The 17,925-nt window shown below is 46.0% G+C and carries 15 protein-coding genes; 13 read left to right on the plus strand and 2 right to left on the minus strand.

Annotated features, from left to right (window positions below; translation table 11 throughout):
* Nucleotides 1-45: 45 nt before the first annotated feature.
* The 5 genes from V1225_RS06355 to V1225_RS06375 all read left to right on the plus strand — a co-directional run bounded on the left by V1225_RS06355 (nt 46) and on the right by V1225_RS06375 (nt 4,852).
* Nucleotides 46-1,464: a YfcC family protein gene (locus V1225_RS06355; protein ID WP_338547959.1), complete on the plus strand. Its 1,419-nt coding sequence runs from the start codon at nt 46-48 to the stop codon at nt 1,462-1,464.
* A gap of 92 nt (nt 1,465-1,556) precedes the next feature.
* Entirely contained in the window at nt 1,557-2,726 is a 1,170-nt protein-coding gene (locus V1225_RS06360; protein ID WP_338547961.1) for an amidohydrolase, read from the plus strand.
* Between the two features lie 4 nt (nt 2,727-2,730).
* Nucleotides 2,731-3,888: a pyridoxal phosphate-dependent aminotransferase gene (locus V1225_RS06365; protein WP_338547963.1), complete on the plus strand. Its 1,158-nt coding sequence runs from the start codon at nt 2,731-2,733 to the stop codon at nt 3,886-3,888.
* A gap of 161 nt (nt 3,889-4,049) precedes the next feature.
* Nucleotides 4,050-4,511, plus strand: a complete 462-nt coding sequence (locus V1225_RS06370; protein ID WP_338547964.1) for a helix-turn-helix transcriptional regulator — start codon at nt 4,050-4,052, stop codon at nt 4,509-4,511.
* Nucleotides 4,511-4,852: a hypothetical protein gene (locus tag V1225_RS06375; protein WP_338547965.1), complete on the plus strand. Its 342-nt coding sequence runs from the start codon at nt 4,511-4,513 to the stop codon at nt 4,850-4,852. Before V1225_RS06370 ends, V1225_RS06375 begins: the two co-directional genes overlap by 1 nt.
* On the opposite strand, the gene dinB is transcribed toward V1225_RS06375, so the two are convergent.
* Nucleotides 4,847-6,049 carry a DNA polymerase IV gene (dinB, locus tag V1225_RS06380; protein ID WP_338547967.1) on the minus strand — a complete coding sequence of 401 codons (1,203 nt, stop codon included), beginning with the start codon at nt 6,047-6,049 and terminating at the stop codon, nt 4,847-4,849. The genes V1225_RS06375 and dinB overlap by 6 nt on opposite strands.
* Nucleotides 6,050-6,142: 93 nt before the next feature.
* Between dinB and V1225_RS06385 the strand changes: the two genes are divergently transcribed.
* From V1225_RS06385 to V1225_RS06410, 6 genes are all read left to right on the plus strand, one after another.
* Nucleotides 6,143-6,529: a universal stress protein UspA gene (locus V1225_RS06385; protein ID WP_161908673.1), complete on the plus strand. Its 387-nt coding sequence runs from the start codon at nt 6,143-6,145 to the stop codon at nt 6,527-6,529.
* A 592-nt stretch (nt 6,530-7,121) separates the two neighbouring features.
* A complete protein-coding gene (locus V1225_RS06390) occupies nt 7,122-7,844 on the plus strand; it encodes a DUF308 domain-containing protein (RefSeq protein ID WP_161908674.1) in 723 nt (240 codons plus the stop codon).
* Between the two features lie 318 nt (nt 7,845-8,162).
* Nucleotides 8,163-9,293: an aminoacetone oxidase family FAD-binding enzyme gene (locus V1225_RS06395; protein WP_338547970.1), complete on the plus strand. Its 1,131-nt coding sequence runs from the start codon at nt 8,163-8,165 to the stop codon at nt 9,291-9,293.
* A complete protein-coding gene (locus tag V1225_RS06400; RefSeq protein ID WP_338547972.1) occupies nt 9,290-10,861 on the plus strand; it encodes an FAD-dependent protein in 1,572 nt (523 codons plus the stop codon). Before V1225_RS06395 ends, V1225_RS06400 begins: the two co-directional genes overlap by 4 nt.
* Nucleotides 10,862-10,961: 100 nt before the next feature.
* Entirely contained in the window at nt 10,962-11,261 is a 300-nt protein-coding gene (locus V1225_RS06405) for a hypothetical protein (protein ID WP_161908677.1), read from the plus strand.
* 174 nt (nt 11,262-11,435) lie between these two features.
* On the plus strand, nt 11,436-11,930 hold the full coding sequence (locus V1225_RS06410) for a pyridoxamine 5'-phosphate oxidase family protein (protein ID WP_161908678.1): 495 nt from the start codon (nt 11,436-11,438) through the stop codon (nt 11,928-11,930).
* A 51-nt stretch (nt 11,931-11,981) separates the two neighbouring features.
* Here V1225_RS06410 and gpmI read toward each other — a convergent pair whose 3' ends face one another.
* Nucleotides 11,982-13,505, minus strand: a complete 1,524-nt coding sequence (gene gpmI / locus V1225_RS06415; protein ID WP_338547974.1) for a 2,3-bisphosphoglycerate-independent phosphoglycerate mutase — start codon at nt 13,503-13,505, stop codon at nt 11,982-11,984.
* Between the two features lie 89 nt (nt 13,506-13,594).
* Between gpmI and addA the strand changes: the two genes are divergently transcribed.
* Both addA and V1225_RS06425 read left to right on the plus strand, forming a co-directional pair.
* A complete protein-coding gene (addA, locus tag V1225_RS06420; protein ID WP_251613145.1) occupies nt 13,595-17,062 on the plus strand; it encodes a helicase-exonuclease AddAB subunit AddA in 3,468 nt (1,155 codons plus the stop codon).
* Nucleotides 17,055-17,912: a patatin family protein gene (locus V1225_RS06425; RefSeq protein ID WP_251613143.1), complete on the plus strand. Its 858-nt coding sequence runs from the start codon at nt 17,055-17,057 to the stop codon at nt 17,910-17,912. Before addA ends, V1225_RS06425 begins: the two co-directional genes overlap by 8 nt.
* Nucleotides 17,913-17,925: the final 13 nt, after the last annotated feature.

Here is a 17,925-nt window from a genome sequence, read left to right on the forward strand (position 1 = left end):
CGTTGGTTTGCTCCTCAGGCAGGATGAGAAAGTAGGAGAAAAAAGATGGAAGAGAAAAAGAAAAAGAAATTAGCGGTACCTCATGTGTATATTCTGCTTTTGGCAATTATGCTAATCTGCGCAGTATTAACCTATCTGGTGCCCGCGGGCCAATATGATATGCACACCATTACAGTGCCGGAGACCGGTGCGCAGCGAGAAGTTGTAGACTCAGAGACTTATCATCAAGTGGAGTCTACACCGGTAACACCGCTTCAGTTTTTGACCGCAGTACCTCGCGGTATGCAGGAGGCGGCACAGATTATCTTCTTTTTGTTTATGATTGGCGGCGCGATGAATATTCTGACGGAAACGAGAGCCATTGACGCAGGGGTTGGCAGACTTGTAAGAAAGCTTTCCAACCGGTCCATTGTACTGGTTCCGGTGTTTGTCATCTTATTTTCCATTTGCGGCGCGACCTTTGGTATGTGTGAGGAAACCATTGCCTTTGTACCGATTTTTATCCCGATTCTGCTGGCGATGGGATTTGACTCCCTTACCGGTGCGGCTGTCGTTTTGTGCGGATGTGGTGCAGGCTATGCGGCGGCGTTTCTGAACCCGTTCAACGTACAGATATCACAGGGAATCGCGGAGCTTCCGCTGGGATCTGAAATGGGATTTCGTATTGTGATGTTCAGTTGTATGACACTTTTGGTTACGGTGTTCCTGACCTGGTATGCGCTCAAGATTCGCAAAAATCCAGAAAAATCCCTGATGTACGAGGCAGATAAAACCAGACATGATTCGATTAATCTGGAAAGTCTACCGGAATTTGGTGGAAGAGAAAAAGCGATTCTTTTAGTGTTTGCTGCTTCTGTAGCGCTTTTGATTTATGGCGTAATCAAGCTTGGCTGGTATATGGATGAGCTGGCGGCAATTTTCTTTGGAATGTCTATTATCGTTGCCTTTATTGCGAAAGATATAGGCTTTAACCGCTATGCAGAGCTATTTGGTCAGGGCATGGCAGGCATCGCTGGCGGCGCGCTGGTAGTTGGTTTTGCCCGGGGCATCCTTGTTGTTCTCACCGATGGACAGATTGTACATACCATTTTGCATGGTGCGGCGCTTATGCTGGGCAAGCTACCGTCAACGGTTTCGGCAGTTGGTATGTACGTGTTCCAATGTCTGCTCAACTTTGTTATTCCTTCTGCTTCAGGACAGGCGGCTGTATCGGTTCCAATTATGGCACCGCTGGGCGATTTGGTAGGTGTTACGAGACAGACAACCTGTATCGCTTTCCAGTTGGGAGATGGAATTTCCAATATTTTGACACCGACTTCCGGCTACTTTATGGCGGCTCTTGCAGCGGGAAAAGTGCCTTGGAATAAGTGGGCAAAATGGATTTTGCCTTTGATTGGACTTGAATATCTGTTGGGCATTATCTTTGTCATCGCGGCACATTCCATGCATCTTGGACCATTTTAAATCACAACTTAAATTAAACTGATAGAAATGAAAACGGGCTGTTCAGCAGAAATATTCGGCATGAACAGCCCTCTTTGAAAAGGAGAGAAACGATGAAGTATGAGCAGTTGACTGCGATAATAGATGAGAAGATAGCGGAATCCTTGGAGGAGGTGGCACAGTATAATACAATTACTGCCGAACATCCCGAGATTTCCGGACAGGAATTTGAAACAGCGAGGCGGATTGTAAAGCTGCTTACAGGGCACCAATATACAATTGAGTTTCCTTTTGCCGGGATAGATACTGCGTTTCGCGCTGTCTTCGGACCGAATACACACCGCCATAAGGTCGCATTTTTAGTGGAATATGACGCGCTTCCGGAAATCGGTCACGGCTGCGGTCATTCTTTGAGCGGCGCAATCAGCATTCTTGCAGGGCTTGCAGTAAAGGATTTGCAGGAACAGCTGGATACAGACTTTCATATCATCGGAACACCTGATGAGGAAGTAGAAGGTCAAAAATGTCATATGGCAGTGCAAGGAGTTTTTGACCAATATGATATGGTAATCATGATACATCTGAATCATAGAAATATTGTAGAACCAGTATTACAGTGCTGCCTAATTCGAGATTATCACTTTTACGGCAAGGCAGCTCATGCGTCTGCGGCGCCTTGGGAAGGATACAACGCACTGAATGCGGCGCAGCTGTTTTTGCACGCGATTGATATGCTGCGGCAGCACACAACTGCAGATGCGCAGTTTCACGGAATTATTTCCCATGGGGGTGATTTCCCCAATATTGTACCGGAACATGCGACGGTCAAACAGATGATTCGTGCGCTGGATAAGGACTATGTGCAGTATTTAGATGGATTTCTTGATGATTGTGCCTCCGGCGCTGCCAAAGCGACAAGAACGACGTGGAAAAAAGAAAAGTGCGGCGAAGATTTCTATAATCTGAAAGTAAATGAAACCGGGGTGAGCGCAATTCAAGAGGTCTTTGATGAGCTTGGTCTTGCGCAGCGGGATGCGTCCGCGATCTTTGGATCCTCCGATATCGGAAATGTGAGTTTTTATTGTCCGACCTTTCAGCCATGCCTAAAAATAGGAGATGATGAGACTGTACTGCACAGCAGAGAATTTGAGCAGCTGATGCATACAGACAAAGCGGTTTCGGCGCTGACGCAGGGAGCGAAAATTCTGGCGTATACTGCGGCAAAAATTTTTTGTGATGAAGAAAAAATCGCCGCAATGCAGAGAGATTTTTTGAAAGGATAAAACCATGAAACACAAATTTATCGCGAAACGTTACTGGAAGGATCAGCAGACTGCTATGGGCAAGTCTGACGAGATGGCGAAGACCTTTGACGATGTGATCAATCTGAGCCTCGGAGATCCGGATCTGATTACGGACGACATCATTATTGACGGCGCTTTTGCGGATGCCAAGGCAGGCCATACTAAATATACGGATTTTCGGGGCGATCCGGAGTTGCGGGCAGAAATCTGTAGATTTTACCGAGAAGAATACGGTATGGGTGTACGAGATGAGGAGGTCTTTGTCTGCGCTTCTGCCAGCCTTGGCATGTATTTGAGTCTGCAGGCCATCTTAGACGATGGTGATGAAGTGATTTTGCAGGCGCCATTTTTTACGCCATATCCGCAGCAGGTGGAGCTTGCGCGAGGCATTCCTGTGGAACTTGCTACTTACGAGGAAGAAGACTTTCAAATTAATATAGAACGTCTGGAAAGCCTGACTACGGAGAGGACAAAGGCGCTGGTCATTAATTCACCGTCTAATCCAACGGGGAATTGCCTGAGCCTGGAGACCATGGAGCAACTGGCAGAACTTGCGGTGAAGCATGACCTTCTGGTCATTTCCGACGACATTTATACGGCGTTCAGCTATCAGAATCCGTTCGTGCCTTTTGCGTCTCTTCCGGGAATGCGGGAGCGAACGATCATCCTGAACTCTTTTTCCAAAAACTTCACCATGACCGGCTGGCGAATTGGCAATATTATCGCACCGGATTACATCATCAAAACCATACAGCAGGTCAACGAAAATGTCGTCTTTACAGCGCCGTCGGTATCGCAGAGAGCGGCGATTCACGCACTCCGCCATCGGCATGAAATTCAGCCTGCAATGGCTAAAGAATATCACCGGCGGATGTTTTATGCGGCGGAGCGGGTAAACGGGATTCGTGGACTTTCGGTGCTTTACCCGCCAAAGGGAAGCTTTTATCTGTTTGTGAATATCAAAGAAACCGGCCTTTCCAGCGCGGCGGCTGCAGAGAAAATTCTGCAGGATGCGCACGTGCTGACATTGCCGGGTCCTGCCTTTGGCGCATGCGGCGAAGGCTATGTGCGAATTGCTTGCACGGTTGGTGTGGACTTGCTTTGCGAGGCGTTTGACCGAATCGAGAAGGTGCAGTGGTAAGCGATTCGCCCGCGTTCTTTCCTGCGCGGGTGTTCCAGATCTGAGGGGCTTCCTGCAAAATTCCTTCCGGCGCAACCCAAATGTTACATTTAGAAACGAATCTGCCATTGCATAATCCTTGCGTTTGGAGTAAGATAAACCCATGAAAACAGGAGGTATTTATGGAAATTGGAAGTAAAATTGCACAGGCGCGAAAGGAAATGAATCTGACCCAGGAACAGCTGGCAGAGCGGATGCAGGTGACGCGGCAGACGGTATCGAGATGGGAGTCCCAGACGGTGTATCCGGAAATGGAGAAAATTGTGATGCTTTCTGAGATTTTGGGTGTAAGCTGTGACTATCTTTTGCATGATAATATGGAGGCAGATGCCGGGCGCAGCAGCAGAAAAACTGTGTCGAAGCCTGTGGTGACCAGACTTCTTCGGGAAGCGGCAGGGAAACCTATAAAAATCACGTTTACAGACGAAGACGTAGATTTTGATATAAATAGTAAGACGTGCAGGATTTTAGACTTTGACGGAAGCTGGGCATATGTAGAATATCAGAATGGAAAGAAAACAGAGACGAAACTGATACAGATTGCTTCCATCGCTTCGATTAAATTTGAAAGGGAGGACAAGTGATGGAATATTTTGGCGTTTTCGGCTTTATCTTTGGGCTGCTTTGCTGGTTTAAGATTTCCTCTCTCTCGAGCCGGGTCAAAAAACTGGAAGGCATTTTGAAAGAGGAGGGATACGTTGATGCGGAAAAAGAATCACTGCGGGAGATTCTTGCGAAGAATACTGGAAAACATATCAAGCTGGAACTTTCTGCGGAGGCGATGGACTATGCGGTGGAGAAAAAAGACTGCATCCTTTTGGATGCAGATGAGGACTGGGTTAAACTCAGAATGAATCATAAAAAGCAGGAGGAGTACCTCCTGCGTATCGACACGATTGAAAGCGTGCAGTTCATAGAATCATAAGTCGATGCCGATGTCGTTGTCAAGAATTTGACCGAAGGTGATGGAACTGTTTCCGAATTTTTTTCGGATATCGTCCATAGTCCGCTCGATGGATTCACCTTTTTCGCGGGATTCTGCAGGCGCATCAAAGAGAGAAAGCTGCTCTTCGCAGGTTTCATCGGTCAGATTGATTGCTGTCAGAGTCAGAAGTCTGATAGGGTCTGTTAGCCGCCAGGAGGATTTGATAATCTCCAGAGCGGCTTTTTTTAAATCTGCGGCAAGGTTAGTGGAGACCGGAAGCTGCTTCTGTCGGGAAATCGTTTTGAAGTTAGGATCTTTGATATCCACTTTGACGCCAAAGCATTTCATCTGGTACTTGCGAAGACGGCTGGCAACGGTATCGGAAAGGCTGGTCAGGGCAGTGGTGATATCTTCTAGTCCTGTTAGATTTCTGCGAAAGGTAATGCCGTTTCCCACAGATTTGATTTTCTCTCGCTGGTTAAACAGGCAGACTGGGCTGTCATCCTTGCCGCATGCATAGCTGTGAAGAAGCGGTCCCTGTTTTCCTAGCAGCGCTTCCAGCGCCTTTGGATTTGCGCAGGCAAGATCTCCGATGGTGTGAATATTGAGGTTCTTTAATTTTTCTGCGGTGGCAAACCCGACAAAAAACAGTTCGCCTACTGGCTTATTCCAGAGCAGTTCTTTGAAATTTTCTTGTGTAATCTCTGTGGTAGCATCGGGCTTTTTATATTCACTGCCCATCTTGGCGAAGATTTTGTTGTAAGAAACGCCTACTGACAAGGTTAATCCGAGTTCTGACTTGATCCGCCGGCGAATGGCGTCGCCAATCTGCTTACCACTGCCAAAGAGTTTCTGGCTGGCTGTGACATCAAGCCAGGATTCATCAATGCTGAAAGGCTCTACCATATCGGTGTATTCCAGATAAATTTTATTGATGCGATCGCTGTATTCCTTGTATCTATCGTGGTGAGGTCGCACAAATTGAAGACCCAGGCATTTTTTCTTTGCCTGCCAGACGGTTTCTGCTGTAATAACGCCGGCATCTTTAGCTAATTGATTTTTGGCGAGGACAATACCGTGTCTGCCTTCAGGGTCGCCGCAGACAGCAACGGGCATACCTTTTAGGTCGGGTCTTGACAGAAGCTCTACTGAAGCATAAAAATTATTCATATCACAATGTAAAATAACTCTTTCCATATTTTTATTTTATCATACTTCTTTCAAATAACAATCACAATTGTGGGGGAAAATATGCTATACTAAAATCAATAGATTTTATTGGAGGACTTTATGGGAAATATTATGGTTTGTGTAACCAAACAGAAAACCTGCCAGCGGCTCATCGATTATGGAAAGGCATTGCAGCATGCAGGGGAGGAACAGATTTTTGTAATACATATTGCGCCAGAAAACGAGAACTTTCTGAACAACAGCGAGGAAGGCGAGGCTCTGGAATTTCTCTATGAAAAAGCGAAGGAAGCAGGCGCACAGCTAACCGTGGAGCGATCGCAGGATGCTATCGGCACTTTAGCAAAACTTGCGGAAAAGAATTACGCTGACCGAGTGATTGTAGGGGAGGCGCCGGAGGGACAGTGCGCCGGAGGTTTTCTTGAAAAGCTTGCAGCACGCCTTGGAAAAGGTGTTTCTTTGGAAGTGGTGCCAGCAGCGAAAGTGTGAATGGCTTCTTTGGCGTAGTAGAAAACAACTGGAGTCGGAATCGCAGTGTGACAAAATTGACTTTTTTAGAAATTCATCTAATTTGTCAATGTCTGTGCTATGATCTGCAGTTTCGATATATAGCTTGCGGTCTGTTGGGTTTTGCGCACCTATAATGCCCACGGCAAACGCACGAAAACGTTCTATACCAGCTAACATTGACAAATTTCTTCCATCCCGCGTATTTTTGTCAATAAACCACCAGTGCAGCAGGTGAAAAGCGCTCTTAAATCCCCTCAATCTTGCTAAAATGGACAAAAATCAGGAAATCTGTCAATTTTTGCAAGGGTTTAGGGCAAAAACATTGACCAAATTGACAAAAAATCGAGAGTTTGTCAATATTGTCAATATTAGAACGTAAAATATGAAAAAATCGGTATTTTAACGCGCATTTATTGACAAAAATACAAAATATCCAGGAATTTGTCAATGTTCAATTTCTGAAAGTTTTTTCATGCGTTTGCCGCACTATAATATCGGCTGTTTCTTGACTTTATTTCCGGCAGCCAGTATAATGTTACAGAACAAAAGCTGGACAAGGAGGTCTTCTTAATTGAGAATTATTACTGTGATTGCGGGCATTCTGCTTACTTTCTTAGGGGTATTTTCCATTGCAAATGCCGGGTTATCATTTCTATCACTGGCATTTCCGATTGGAAGCATTCTAATGTTTGTTGGACTTGTAGAATGTTTTGTATATAAGAGAATTAGAAACGATGTAGATGCGGGCCACTGGGTGCTTATCGATGGACTTACCACATTTATTTTAGGTATCGTAGTTTTAACCGGACGGCTGGCAGCAGATATTGCAGTTCCTGTCGTATTTGGTATGTGGAGCATGATTTCGGGAATCAGAGGATTTTCCGTGCTTGCCTTTGAGACAGATACTAAGGAGAAGAATATCGATTTTTATTGGGCATTTAGTGTGAGCCTTTTAAATTTGGCGATTGGTATCTACGCATTCTTCAATTCGTCTATGTTGCATTTATCCGTACTGATGATTTTGGGTATCTGCTTTGTTGTGCAGGGCGCTAATGTGATTAAAATTGGCTTTGATATCGTATACAACAAGCCGGATTTGATCAAGACTAAGGATGAGAAGATCGCAGAGGCGGAAGAGGCAGCCAAGGAAGCCAAGAGAGAAATGAAAAAGGCGATTAAAAAAGCTAGAAAAGCGCGTAACGCTGTGAAAGAAGCAGAAGAAGCGAAAGAATTTCATGAGATAATTAGTGAACCGATTGGGGAGACTAATACACCAGAGGATAAAACACTGTAGTATGCGGACGGGGTTTCTCAAAAGATGAGAAATCCTGTTGTTTTTTATGACCTAACCCGCAGAAAACGAGTGTAGCGAAGGTTTCTGCGCAGGTAGGTCAACTGAAGAATTGCAGACCAGCTTGCGCTGGGCAATTCCTGTATAGCACCTTCCAGCAATTCTTAGACGAATTGGGATAGGTGCGTAAACGCGAGGCTTTCCCAAGAGAACGAACTGAAGGTGAAGTTCGATTGGAAGAAAGCTACGGCGAGCCTAACCCGCAGAAAACGAGTGCAACGAAGATTTTCCAAAAGGATAAATGAAAGGAAGCAGCTAAAAATGTTAGATATATGTATAATTGGCGGCGGCGCTGCAGGAATGACCGCGGCGATTTGTGCAAAGGAGGAGAACCCCGCTCGCAGGATTCTGATTTTAGAGAAAAAGAATCAGCTTGGGAGAAAGATTTCTGCGACTGGAAATGGAAAATGCAATCTTTCCAATGTAGCCTGCCCCAATGTGGATCAGACCTTGGCTTTTTTTGAAGGATTGGGAATTTTAACGAGAACCGATTCTGCAGGAAGAGTTTACCCATATATAGAAGACGCAGCGGCGGTGCGAGAGGCGCTGGAGCAAAAAATACGGGAGCTTGGCATTGAAGTTATGACATCTTCAGAGGTCCAGTCCATCGAAAAACAGGATTGTTTTGTTGTTGAACTGAAGAACAAAACAATCCAATCGCAGAAGCTTCTCATCTCTTGCGGCGGTAAGGCAGGTGCGGCTTTTGGCAGCACGGGAGACGGATTTCGGTTTGCAAAGAGTCTGGGGCATCAGATTCGAAAACCGGTTCCAGTTCTTACGGCAGTTGAAGTGAAGGAGAATCTGGAAAAACTTGCCGGGATTCGCGCAAAGGCACAGGTGAAGCTGCTTTATCAGAATGAGCTTATTTTTTCTGAAAATGGTGAGGTTCAGTTTACTAAGACAGGCGTTTCTGGAATTTGTGTTTTCAATCTGTCTAGGTTTCTGTTGATTCCTCCGGGGGCTTCTTTTGCAGATGGCTTTGATGACTATAAAATTGAAATAGATTTTTTTCCGGATAGAGAGGATATGGTCAGTGTTTTGGAATTACGCAAGGCGCAAGGTATCGCAGCATCGAGATTGCTGCAGTTTCTTGTAAAAAGGCCTGTTGCAGAGATGATTGAACGTCTTGCCGAGGGGGATACAGCAGAGAGCGGACGGCTCTTAAAGGCGTTTCCTCTTTCGCCGAAAGGTGTGAAGGGATGGGATTTTGCGCAGGTGACAAAAGGTGGCGTAGAACTTAGCGAAGTGTTGGCGCAGACGATGGAGTCACGCCTTGTAAAAAACTTGTATTTTGCTGGCGAGGTACTGGATTATGATGGTCCATGCGGCGGATTTAATCTCCAGTACGCATGGGAGACAGGCATGCTGGCTGGAAAGGGGATGGCAAAATGACGCCCAGATATAGAATTCATCAGGTGAAACTGAGCCTGCAGGAATCTACAGCCGATTTACCGAAGAAAATATTAAAGAAACTGGGAAATAGAGACTATATTCTGACAGATGTAGAAATTGTTAAAGAGTCCATTGACGCCAGAGATAAAAAAGATATAAAGAAAGTCTACTCTGTAGACTTTTCTGTGGTGACAAGACAGCGTCCCAGAGACTATATTCACATTCGCTGCGGCGGAAAGACAGGCGTGGAGGAAGCGCCGGATATGACCTATATAGAAGTGCCTTGCGGTGATCGGGAACTGAATCACAGACCGGTTATCATCGGGTTTGGGCCTTGCGGTATGTTTGCAGGTTTGACTTTGGCAAGACGCGGGCTGAAACCTCTGATTATCGAACGAGGTGCAGAAATTGAACAGAGGGTGCAGGATGTAGAAAAGTTTTGGGAAGACGGGATTTTGAATCCGGAGTCCAATGTTCAGTTTGGAGAAGGAGGCGCAGGCACCTTTTCCGATGGAAAGCTGACAACCGGCATTAAAGATCCTCGGATCCGGCGGGTTCTTTCTGATTTTGTCAGAGCGGGGGCAGACCCGGACATTCTCTATAAACAGAGGGCGCATATCGGTACAGATGTTCTTAGAACCGTTGTAAAAAACATTCGCGAAGAAATCATTCGCCTTGGCGGTGAGGTTCGCTTTAATACTCGTTTTGTGAAAGTGAAGACGAAAAATAAGTGTGTAAAATCCGTCGTGGTGGTGAAGGACGGCAAGGAGGAAGAAATTTTTACAGAAGATGTAGTGCTTGCCATTGGACACAGCGCTAGAGATACTTTTCGCTATCTTGCCGGTCGTGGAATTAAAATGCAGCAGAAGCCATTTTCTATTGGGGTGCGGATTGAACATCCTCAGAGGCTCATTGACAGAGCACAGTATGGTGACGGAGCATCGCAGCTTCCGCCGGCAGACTATAAACTTTCTCATCACTGTGCAAACGGTCGTGGTGTATATACGTTCTGTATGTGTCCAGGTGGACAGGTAGTAGTTGCGTCTTCTCAGGAAGGCGGTGTGGTGACCAACGGGATGAGCAATCGAGCAAGAGACAGCGGTACTGCCAACAGCGGTCTTTTGGTCGACGTGCGCTGTGAAGACTTCGGATCACCGAGTCCACTGGCAGGAATCGAATTCCAGGAAAAATATGAGAAACTGGCATTTGCGCTGGGTGGAGGAACTTATCGGGCACCGAAGACGACTTGGGCGGAATTTAGAGACGATGAAGATACTGCTGCTGCGGTAATTGGATCGCTTCCTGATTTTGCGGTGGAATCTATCAGAGAGGCAATGCCGCATTTGGGCAGAAAACTTGCCGGTTTTGATGATGACAGCGCAGTACTTACCGCAGTGGAGACAAGAAGCTCTTCGCCGGTTCGTTTTGCGAGAAACGAAAACATGGAGGGAACCTTTGGAGGCTTTTATCCGGCAGGAGAGGGAACCGGCTATGCAGGCGGCATTATGAGCGCGGCTTGCGACGGGATTAAGGTAGCGGAAAAGATTATTGGAAAGTATCAAGTGTAAATAATTATGAGAAAATTCCGCCTCCACATTTACATTACTACTTAGACATGATATAATGTATAAAATAAAGGAACTTGTCATGATAGTAGGAGGTGGAAGTATGAATCCGGCAACAAGAATAATTCCGAAGTTGATACTTCTAATCGTGATACTGGTGCTTGGTTTAATCTTACACTTTGCGACTGAATGGATGAAGAAGAAAAGACAGCCTGAGTGGGATGAATTTCAGGAAAAAGTGGCAGATTTTAACGAAAGGCATGGCAAAGATTTAAGTGATAATACCAAGGCTTTTTTAGAAAAACATGTCAACGATTCCCAGACTGCCCGTATCAAAGCTATGGTAAAGCGAGAGGAACTTGAGCGGGAAGAAATGGAAAAGGAATACCAACAGGAAGAATAAAAATTCAAGATGCAGCCTCGTCAAATTTTTCTTGACGAGGCGATTTTTTTGTATTAAACTCTAGTTAGAAACTGAATGAATTACCGCCGGGTAACGCTTTTTATTCACGCCGTTAGGCCTTAGAAGGAGTGAATGGGAGGCGGTATTTTTTTTAAGAAAGGAAAGGTTATTAGTATGTTTAGAGTAATGAGAAGAACGAAGCAGGCTATGTCCTTTGAGGACAGTGCAGCAGTTTTAGAGCGGAATACTGCAGGCGTTTTAGCTGCAGCAGGCGACGATGGTTATCCTTATGCAGTGCCGCTCAGCTATGTGTACACAGACGGCAAGATTTATTTCCATTGCGCAAAGGAAGGACATAAGCTGGACGCAATCGCTCGCTGTGAGAAAGTGTCTTTTTGCGTTATCGATACGGATCAGGTGGTGCCGGAGGAGTTCACTACTTATTTCCGTAGTGTTATAGCCTTTGGAAAAGCGAGAGTTCTGGACGACCCTGCTGAAAAGAGAGCAGCGCTGGAGGCTCTGGGGAAGAGATATTCTCCCGATGAAACACCGGAGGCTATGGCAAAGGAAATTGATGGATCCTTTAAACAAGTCACCATGGTTGAAATTGCTATCGACCATCTGTCTGGCAAAGAGGCAATTGAGTTTGTGAAACAGAGACAAGCGTAAGTAAAAAACGAGGTATCGCCCAAGAGGACGACCTCGTTTTTCATAAAGGAATTATTTTATTAGGCTCTTTCCGGTCATTTCTTCTGGAATGGAAAGTCCCATCAGACGCAGCATAGTCGGTGCGATATCGCACAGTTTGCCGCCGTCAGCAAGATCAACCGGATTTTTCGCAATATGTACAAGCGGAACGGGATTCAGAGAGTGGGCAGTTACCACATTACCTGCTTTGTCGACCATACAGTCAGCGTTGCCGTGGTCTGCAGTCAGAAGAATTTGACCGCCTTTGGCAAGTACAGCATCGACAATTTTTGGCACGCATATGTCTAAGGTTTCGATCGCTTTGACAGCAGCCTCCATGATACCGGTATGTCCTACCATATCTGCATTGGCGAAGTTGAGTACGATACAATCATACTTGCCTGCCTCAATTTGCGCTAGTACCCGTTCTGTTACCGCAAGGGCGCTCATCTCAGGCTGAAGATCATAGGTGGTAACCTTCGGAGAAGGTACCAGAATCCGATCTTCGCCGTCTGCAGGCGCTTCGATGCCGCCGTTAAAGAAAAAGGTTACATGGGCGTATTTTTCGGTTTCGGCAATGCGAAGCTGGGTAAGTCCCAAAGACGCAATGTAATCACCGAAGGTATTTTTTAGAGTCTGCGGCGGGAAGGCGACTTCTACATTTGGCATGGATGCATCGTACTGGGTCATGCAGACATATTTTAAATTCTTGATGGTCTTTTTGCGAGGGAAGCCATCGAAATCGGGATCTGCAAAGGCACGGGTGATTTCTCTTGCTCTGTCCGGACGGAAGTTAAACATAATCATGGCGTCATCATCGTTTACTGTGCCGGCGCCGGTAACGGTTGGCAGAACAAATTCGTCATTTTCATCCCGCTGATAAGCAGTGGTTACTGCACTGCAGCCTGTAGCGGCAGAAAGACCCTGTCCCAGCGTCATGGCATCATAAGCTTTTTCGACTCTGTCCCAGCGTTTATCTCTGTCCATAGCGTAATACCTGCCAGAAATTACAGCGATTTCGCCAACTCCCAGTTGGTGCATGTGATTTTGAAGTGCTTCGATATACTGATTTGCACACCTTGGAGGAACATCGCGACCATCGAGGAAGCAGTGGACAAGTACCTTGGAAAGCCCTTTCTTTTTCGCCATGGTAAGGAGGGCAAAGAGATGGCTGATATGACTGTGGACACCGCCATCGGAAAGAAGTCCCAAAAGGTGCAGCGTAGAATCGCAGGAAAGAGCGTGCTCCATTGCTGTATTCAGCGCTGGATTTTCAAAAAAATCTCCATCCTCGATGGATTTTGTGATTCGGGTAAGTTCCTGGTATACGATACGGCCTGCGCCGATATTCAGGTGTCCCACTTCGGAATTTCCCATCTGTCCTTCGGGAAGCCCTACGGAAAGACCGCTGGCTGATAAACTGGTCTTCGGATATTTTGAAAAAATCATATCCAAGTTGGGCGTTTTAGCGGCGGCAATGGCGTTGCCAGCCCTTTCAGGGTTGAGCCCAAACCCATCTAAAATCATCAGCATGGTTGGTCTATTGTTTATATACATAAATTCATCTCCGTTTCTAAGATTCTTTCTTCATTATAGCAAATTTTTTGGTATAATGGAATAAGCAGTGATAAAATATGGAGGCAGATATGGCTTGGACCAAAGAACAGCAGCTGGCAATCGACCAGCGTGATAAAAATATACTGGTAGCAGCAGCAGCGGGCTCGGGTAAGACTGCTGTTTTGGTGGAGCGCATTAAAAAACTTGTTATAGAAGAAGGCGTGCCTATCGATCGGATGCTGATTGTAACTTTTACCAATGCGGCGGCAGCGGAGATGAAGGAGAAAATCCGCAAAGCACTCATCGAAGAAATCGATAAGGCGCCAGAGCAGGCAGGTAAGCTGAGAGAACAGCTGGCGCTGCTTGCAAGAGCAAATATCAGCACTTTCCACGCCTTTGCCCTGGATGTCATTCGGCGCTTTTTTTATCAGGCAGAGATTGAGCCAGGCTTTTCCATCTGCGATGATGCGCAGAGGACGATTCTTAAAGAAGATGCTATGGATTTGCTGCTGGAAAACTGGTTTGCAGCGGATAGCGAGGAGTTTTACGGATTTCTTAACTGGTATTCCGGCGACCGTAACCAGAGTAAAATCCGCACGATTTTGGAAGAAGCATATAACGTGCTGCAGTCTCTTCCTTATCCGTGGCAGTGGCTGGATGAAAAAATTGCGCAGCTTTCCATGAATGAAGAGGAAATGAAAGCTTCACCTCTGATGGCGTATATCTGGGATTTTATTGAGGAGTCTGCAGAAAAGGCGCTGGAATACGCACAGCGCAGCGCTGATCTGCTAGATGAGGCAGGTCTTTGCCGAATGGCAGAAAAGGTTGCTTTGGAGGAACTGCCTCAATATCAGCATATTGCAGCGCTTGTCGGGCAGAAAGCCTTTGAGGAATTGGGAGAAGCAGCGGCGGCATTTAAGAGTCTGCGTCTGACTACAAAAAAAGATGAGAAAGAGGACTATGCCCTGATTAAAGAGCAGGTTGCGGCATGCCGAAAGAAAGCCGCTTCTTTGATTGATGAAATGCAGAAGACCTTTTTCCTTGCGCCTTTTTGCGAGCAGATTGAGGAAATGAACAAGACTGCGCCGATGGCGAAAACCTTGCAGAAGCTGCTTCTGGATTTTGACGGAATTTTTAAAGCGGCGAAGGCAGAAAAAAAGCTGGTGGATTTCAACGATATCGAGCATTTCTGCCTGGAAATTCTAAAGGAGCCCCAAGCAGCAGAGTTTTACAGAAACAAATTTCAGTATATTTTTATCGACGAGTATCAGGATACCAATATTTTGCAGGAAGAGATTATCTCCAAGATTAAGCGAGAGAATAATTTATTCATGGTAGGCGATATTAAACAGAGTATCTATAAATTCCGACTGGCAGAGCCGGAGATTTTCAAAGAGAAGTATATCAGTTATGGAAAAGAGAACGCAAATTCCATTAAAATTGATTTGAACAAAAATTTCCGAAGTAAGCCGGTGATTCTGAAAGAAATTAACAAGATTTTTACAGGTGTTATGGAGGACTATAATGAGGAGGCAATGCTCTATCCTGGTCTTGACTACGACGGAGAATACAGTTATCTGCCTGAGGTCAAGGTAGTGGATGTTGCCACAGTGGACGCAGGCGATGAAGAACTTGCTAATTTGAAAAATGCCGAAATTGAAGCCCTTGCCGTCAGCCGGATCATCAAGGAAAATCTGGGAAAACGGTTTTATGACCATAAGGCAGGAAGGGAGCGGGAAATCTGTCTTCGCGACATCGTAATTCTCATGCGCGGCGTGCGAAATTATGCCGATGTATTTTATCAGATTTTAAAGCAAAACGGCATTGAAAGCTTTGTGGATGACAGCGAGGGCTACTTTGACACGATGGAGATTAATGTGTTCATGAATCTTCTATCGGTAATAGACAATAAAATGCAGGATGTGCCATTAATCAGCACACTTCACGCTGAAATTTTTGGTTTTTCCTCTGAGGACTTGGCGCTGATTCGTGCAGCCCACAAGGAGGGAACCTACAGCCAGGCTTTTTCGGCTTACGCAGAGAGCGGAGCAAATCAGGAACTTGCACAAAGGTGCAGAGAGGTTCTTGCAAAGTTAAAAGAATGGAAAACCATGGCAACATCGTTGCCCCTTGGAAAATTTATCTGGAATCTGCTTTTGGAAACCGGATACTATGTCGAAATCGGCGCCATGCCCAGCGGTACGCAGAGGCAGGCAAACCTTCGTGCGCTGGTCGATAAGGCGGAAAGCTACAGTAAGGATAGACAAAGCTCCCTTTACAGCTTTGTCCGGTATATCGAGGCGGTGAAGCAGCGAAAAGTCTCCATGGGGCAGGTAAAGCTGGTGGGAGAAAACGACAATCTGGTGCGCATTATGACGATTCATAAAAGTAAAGGGCTGGAGTTTCCTATGGTTATCGTCAGTGGCATGGGTCGCAGACTCAATTACACCAAGATGGGAAGCGGCATAACGTTGCACAAGGATATTGGTGTCGCAATGACTCTCAGCGATTATGAAGGCCACTGGTACAAACAGACCCTGCTTCAACGGCTTTTGCAGAAACAGGTCCATAGAGAAGAGGTGCAGGAGGAAATCAGAATTCTGTACGTGGCTTTAACCCGCGCAAAGGATATTCTCTATATGACGGGAACGGTTAAGGATGGAGAAAAGTTCCTTGCAGCCAGGGAAAGCGCTATGGGAGGTGATTCTATGTACCTGTCCATGGCAGATCAGGCTTCTTCGCTGGAAATGATCAATGCCAATCTGCTTTCAGGTGGGCAAAGTGAGGAACCGATATATTTTGTAAATCCGATGAGTCAGGCTATTTATGACGGAGAGGTTTCGGAGGAAGAAGGATTGAGGGTCTTGAGAAAACTGGATTTCTTCTATCCTTATGAACATGCCAGGAGTCTGAAATCCAAGTACTCGGTTACAGAAATCAACCGAAAGGCAGAGCTGCTGGAGTCCTCCTTTGTGGAAGAGCTAGCGGTGCCGAAGTTTCGGCAAGGTGAAAAAAAGCTTACTGCAGCGGAGCGAGGTACTGTATATCATGGAATTATGGAGCGAATTGACTTCGCAGCGGCGGCCAGAGAGGGCATAGATTATCTGAAAACTGCTGTCGCAGAAATGATAGAGCAGGAAATTTTTACAGCGGAAGAAATTGCAGCAGTAAGGCTTTCGCGGATTACGGACTTCTTTGAAAGCGAACTGGGAAAGCGCTGCGCAAAGGCGTTTGCTGCGGGTAGTCTGCAGAGAGAAAGACCGTTTAACCTGCAGATGGAGATGGATGGAGAAAATGTTATCGTGCAGGGTATTATTGACTGCAGTTTTGAAGAGGAAGACGGTCTGGTACTGTTTGATTATAAAACCAACTGGATTGATAGAGAAAAGCCTTTTGAACAGGAAGCGGACAGACTGCGGCAGATGTACAGGCAGCAGATTGCCATTTACTGCCGCGCGCTTGCAAAAACTTATGGAAAGCCGGTAAAGGAAGCGTATCTGTATTTGTTTGGCGCCGGCTGCGGTATTGAGATGAAATTGGAGGGGAAGTATGAGTAAAGGACTGGTAATTGAAGGAGGCGGCATGCGTGGGATCTTTGCCGCCGGTGTTTTAGATTGTTTTTTGGACGCAGGAATTCGCTTTGATAACGTCATCGGCGTGTCGGCAGGCGCGTGTCACGGATGCAGCTATGTGGCAGGACAGAGGGACCGGGCGCTTGCAGTCAACCTGGATTATCTCGATAGAAAAGAATACTGCAGTCTGCATAGTTTGCGGACGACAGGAGACTTGTTTGGGGCTGAATTTATTTATCATACGATTCCAGAGCAGCTGTATCCAATTGATAACGATGCGTTTACTGCAAGCGGAATTAAATTTCAGCCGGTAGTCACAAATTGCGTAACTGGTGAAGCTGAATATCCTGTGGTGGGAGATATGTTTCGCGATGTGGAATGGGTGAGGGCGTCGGCATCGCTTCCTTTTCTTGCCAATATGGTAGAAATCGGCGGCGGGCTTTATATGGACGGTGGCATTTCGGATTCTATTCCACTGGCGCAATCCATCCGGCAGGGAAACGAAAAGAATATAGTGATTCTTACAAGACCCAGAGATTATCGAAAAAAGCGGACAAATGGCATGCTGCTGAAGGTGATGAAGCGGAAATACAGGGATTATCCGAATATGGTTGCGTCTTACGAAAAGCGGGCGCAGACTTATAACCAGTCACTGGAACTTGTGGCGGCTGAAGAAGAGACCGGAAGAGCTTTTGTGATTGCACCGATGGGGGATTTGGATATAGGAAGAACAGAGCGGAACCCAGAAAAAATGAAGAAGGCTTACCGGGAAGGGTATTACGTGACGGAGGGTCTTTTGGAGAAATTACAAAAATATTTGCGGGAAAGTGTATAATTTCCCTCTTGTA

Origin of the sequence: Emergencia sp. JLR.KK010, from assembly GCF_037018265.1 — a bacterium.
Taxonomy (GTDB): Bacteria; Bacillota; Clostridia; order Peptostreptococcales; family Anaerovoracaceae; genus Senimuribacter; species Senimuribacter intestinalis.

Bases quoted from the DNA above. Each gene is read 5' to 3' on its own strand.
- V1225_RS06410 (WP_161908678.1), top strand. From the start codon at position 11,436: ATGTTTAGAGTAATGAGAAGAACGAAGCAGGCTATGTCCTTTGAGGAC.
- V1225_RS06385 (WP_161908673.1), top strand. From the start codon at position 6,143: ATGGGAAATATTATGGTTTGTGTAACCAAACAGAAAACCTGCCAGCGG.
- gpmI (WP_338547974.1), bottom strand. From the start codon at position 13,505: ATGTATATAAACAATAGACCAACCATGCTGATGATTTTAGATGGGTTT.
- addA (WP_251613145.1), top strand. From the start codon at position 13,595: ATGGCTTGGACCAAAGAACAGCAGCTGGCAATCGACCAGCGTGATAAA.
- V1225_RS06405 (WP_161908677.1), top strand. From the start codon at position 10,962: ATGAATCCGGCAACAAGAATAATTCCGAAGTTGATACTTCTAATCGTG.
- V1225_RS06360 (WP_338547961.1), top strand. From the start codon at position 1,557: ATGAAGTATGAGCAGTTGACTGCGATAATAGATGAGAAGATAGCGGAA.
- V1225_RS06355 (WP_338547959.1), top strand. From the start codon at position 46: ATGGAAGAGAAAAAGAAAAAGAAATTAGCGGTACCTCATGTGTATATT.
- dinB (WP_338547967.1), bottom strand. From the start codon at position 6,049: ATGGAAAGAGTTATTTTACATTGTGATATGAATAATTTTTATGCTTCA.
- V1225_RS06395 (WP_338547970.1), top strand. From the start codon at position 8,163: ATGTTAGATATATGTATAATTGGCGGCGGCGCTGCAGGAATGACCGCG.
- V1225_RS06425 (WP_251613143.1), top strand. From the start codon at position 17,055: ATGAGTAAAGGACTGGTAATTGAAGGAGGCGGCATGCGTGGGATCTTT.
- V1225_RS06370 (WP_338547964.1), top strand. From the start codon at position 4,050: ATGGAAATTGGAAGTAAAATTGCACAGGCGCGAAAGGAAATGAATCTG.
- V1225_RS06375 (WP_338547965.1), top strand. From the start codon at position 4,511: ATGGAATATTTTGGCGTTTTCGGCTTTATCTTTGGGCTGCTTTGCTGG.
- V1225_RS06400 (WP_338547972.1), top strand. From the start codon at position 9,290: ATGACGCCCAGATATAGAATTCATCAGGTGAAACTGAGCCTGCAGGAA.
- V1225_RS06365 (WP_338547963.1), top strand. From the start codon at position 2,731: ATGAAACACAAATTTATCGCGAAACGTTACTGGAAGGATCAGCAGACT.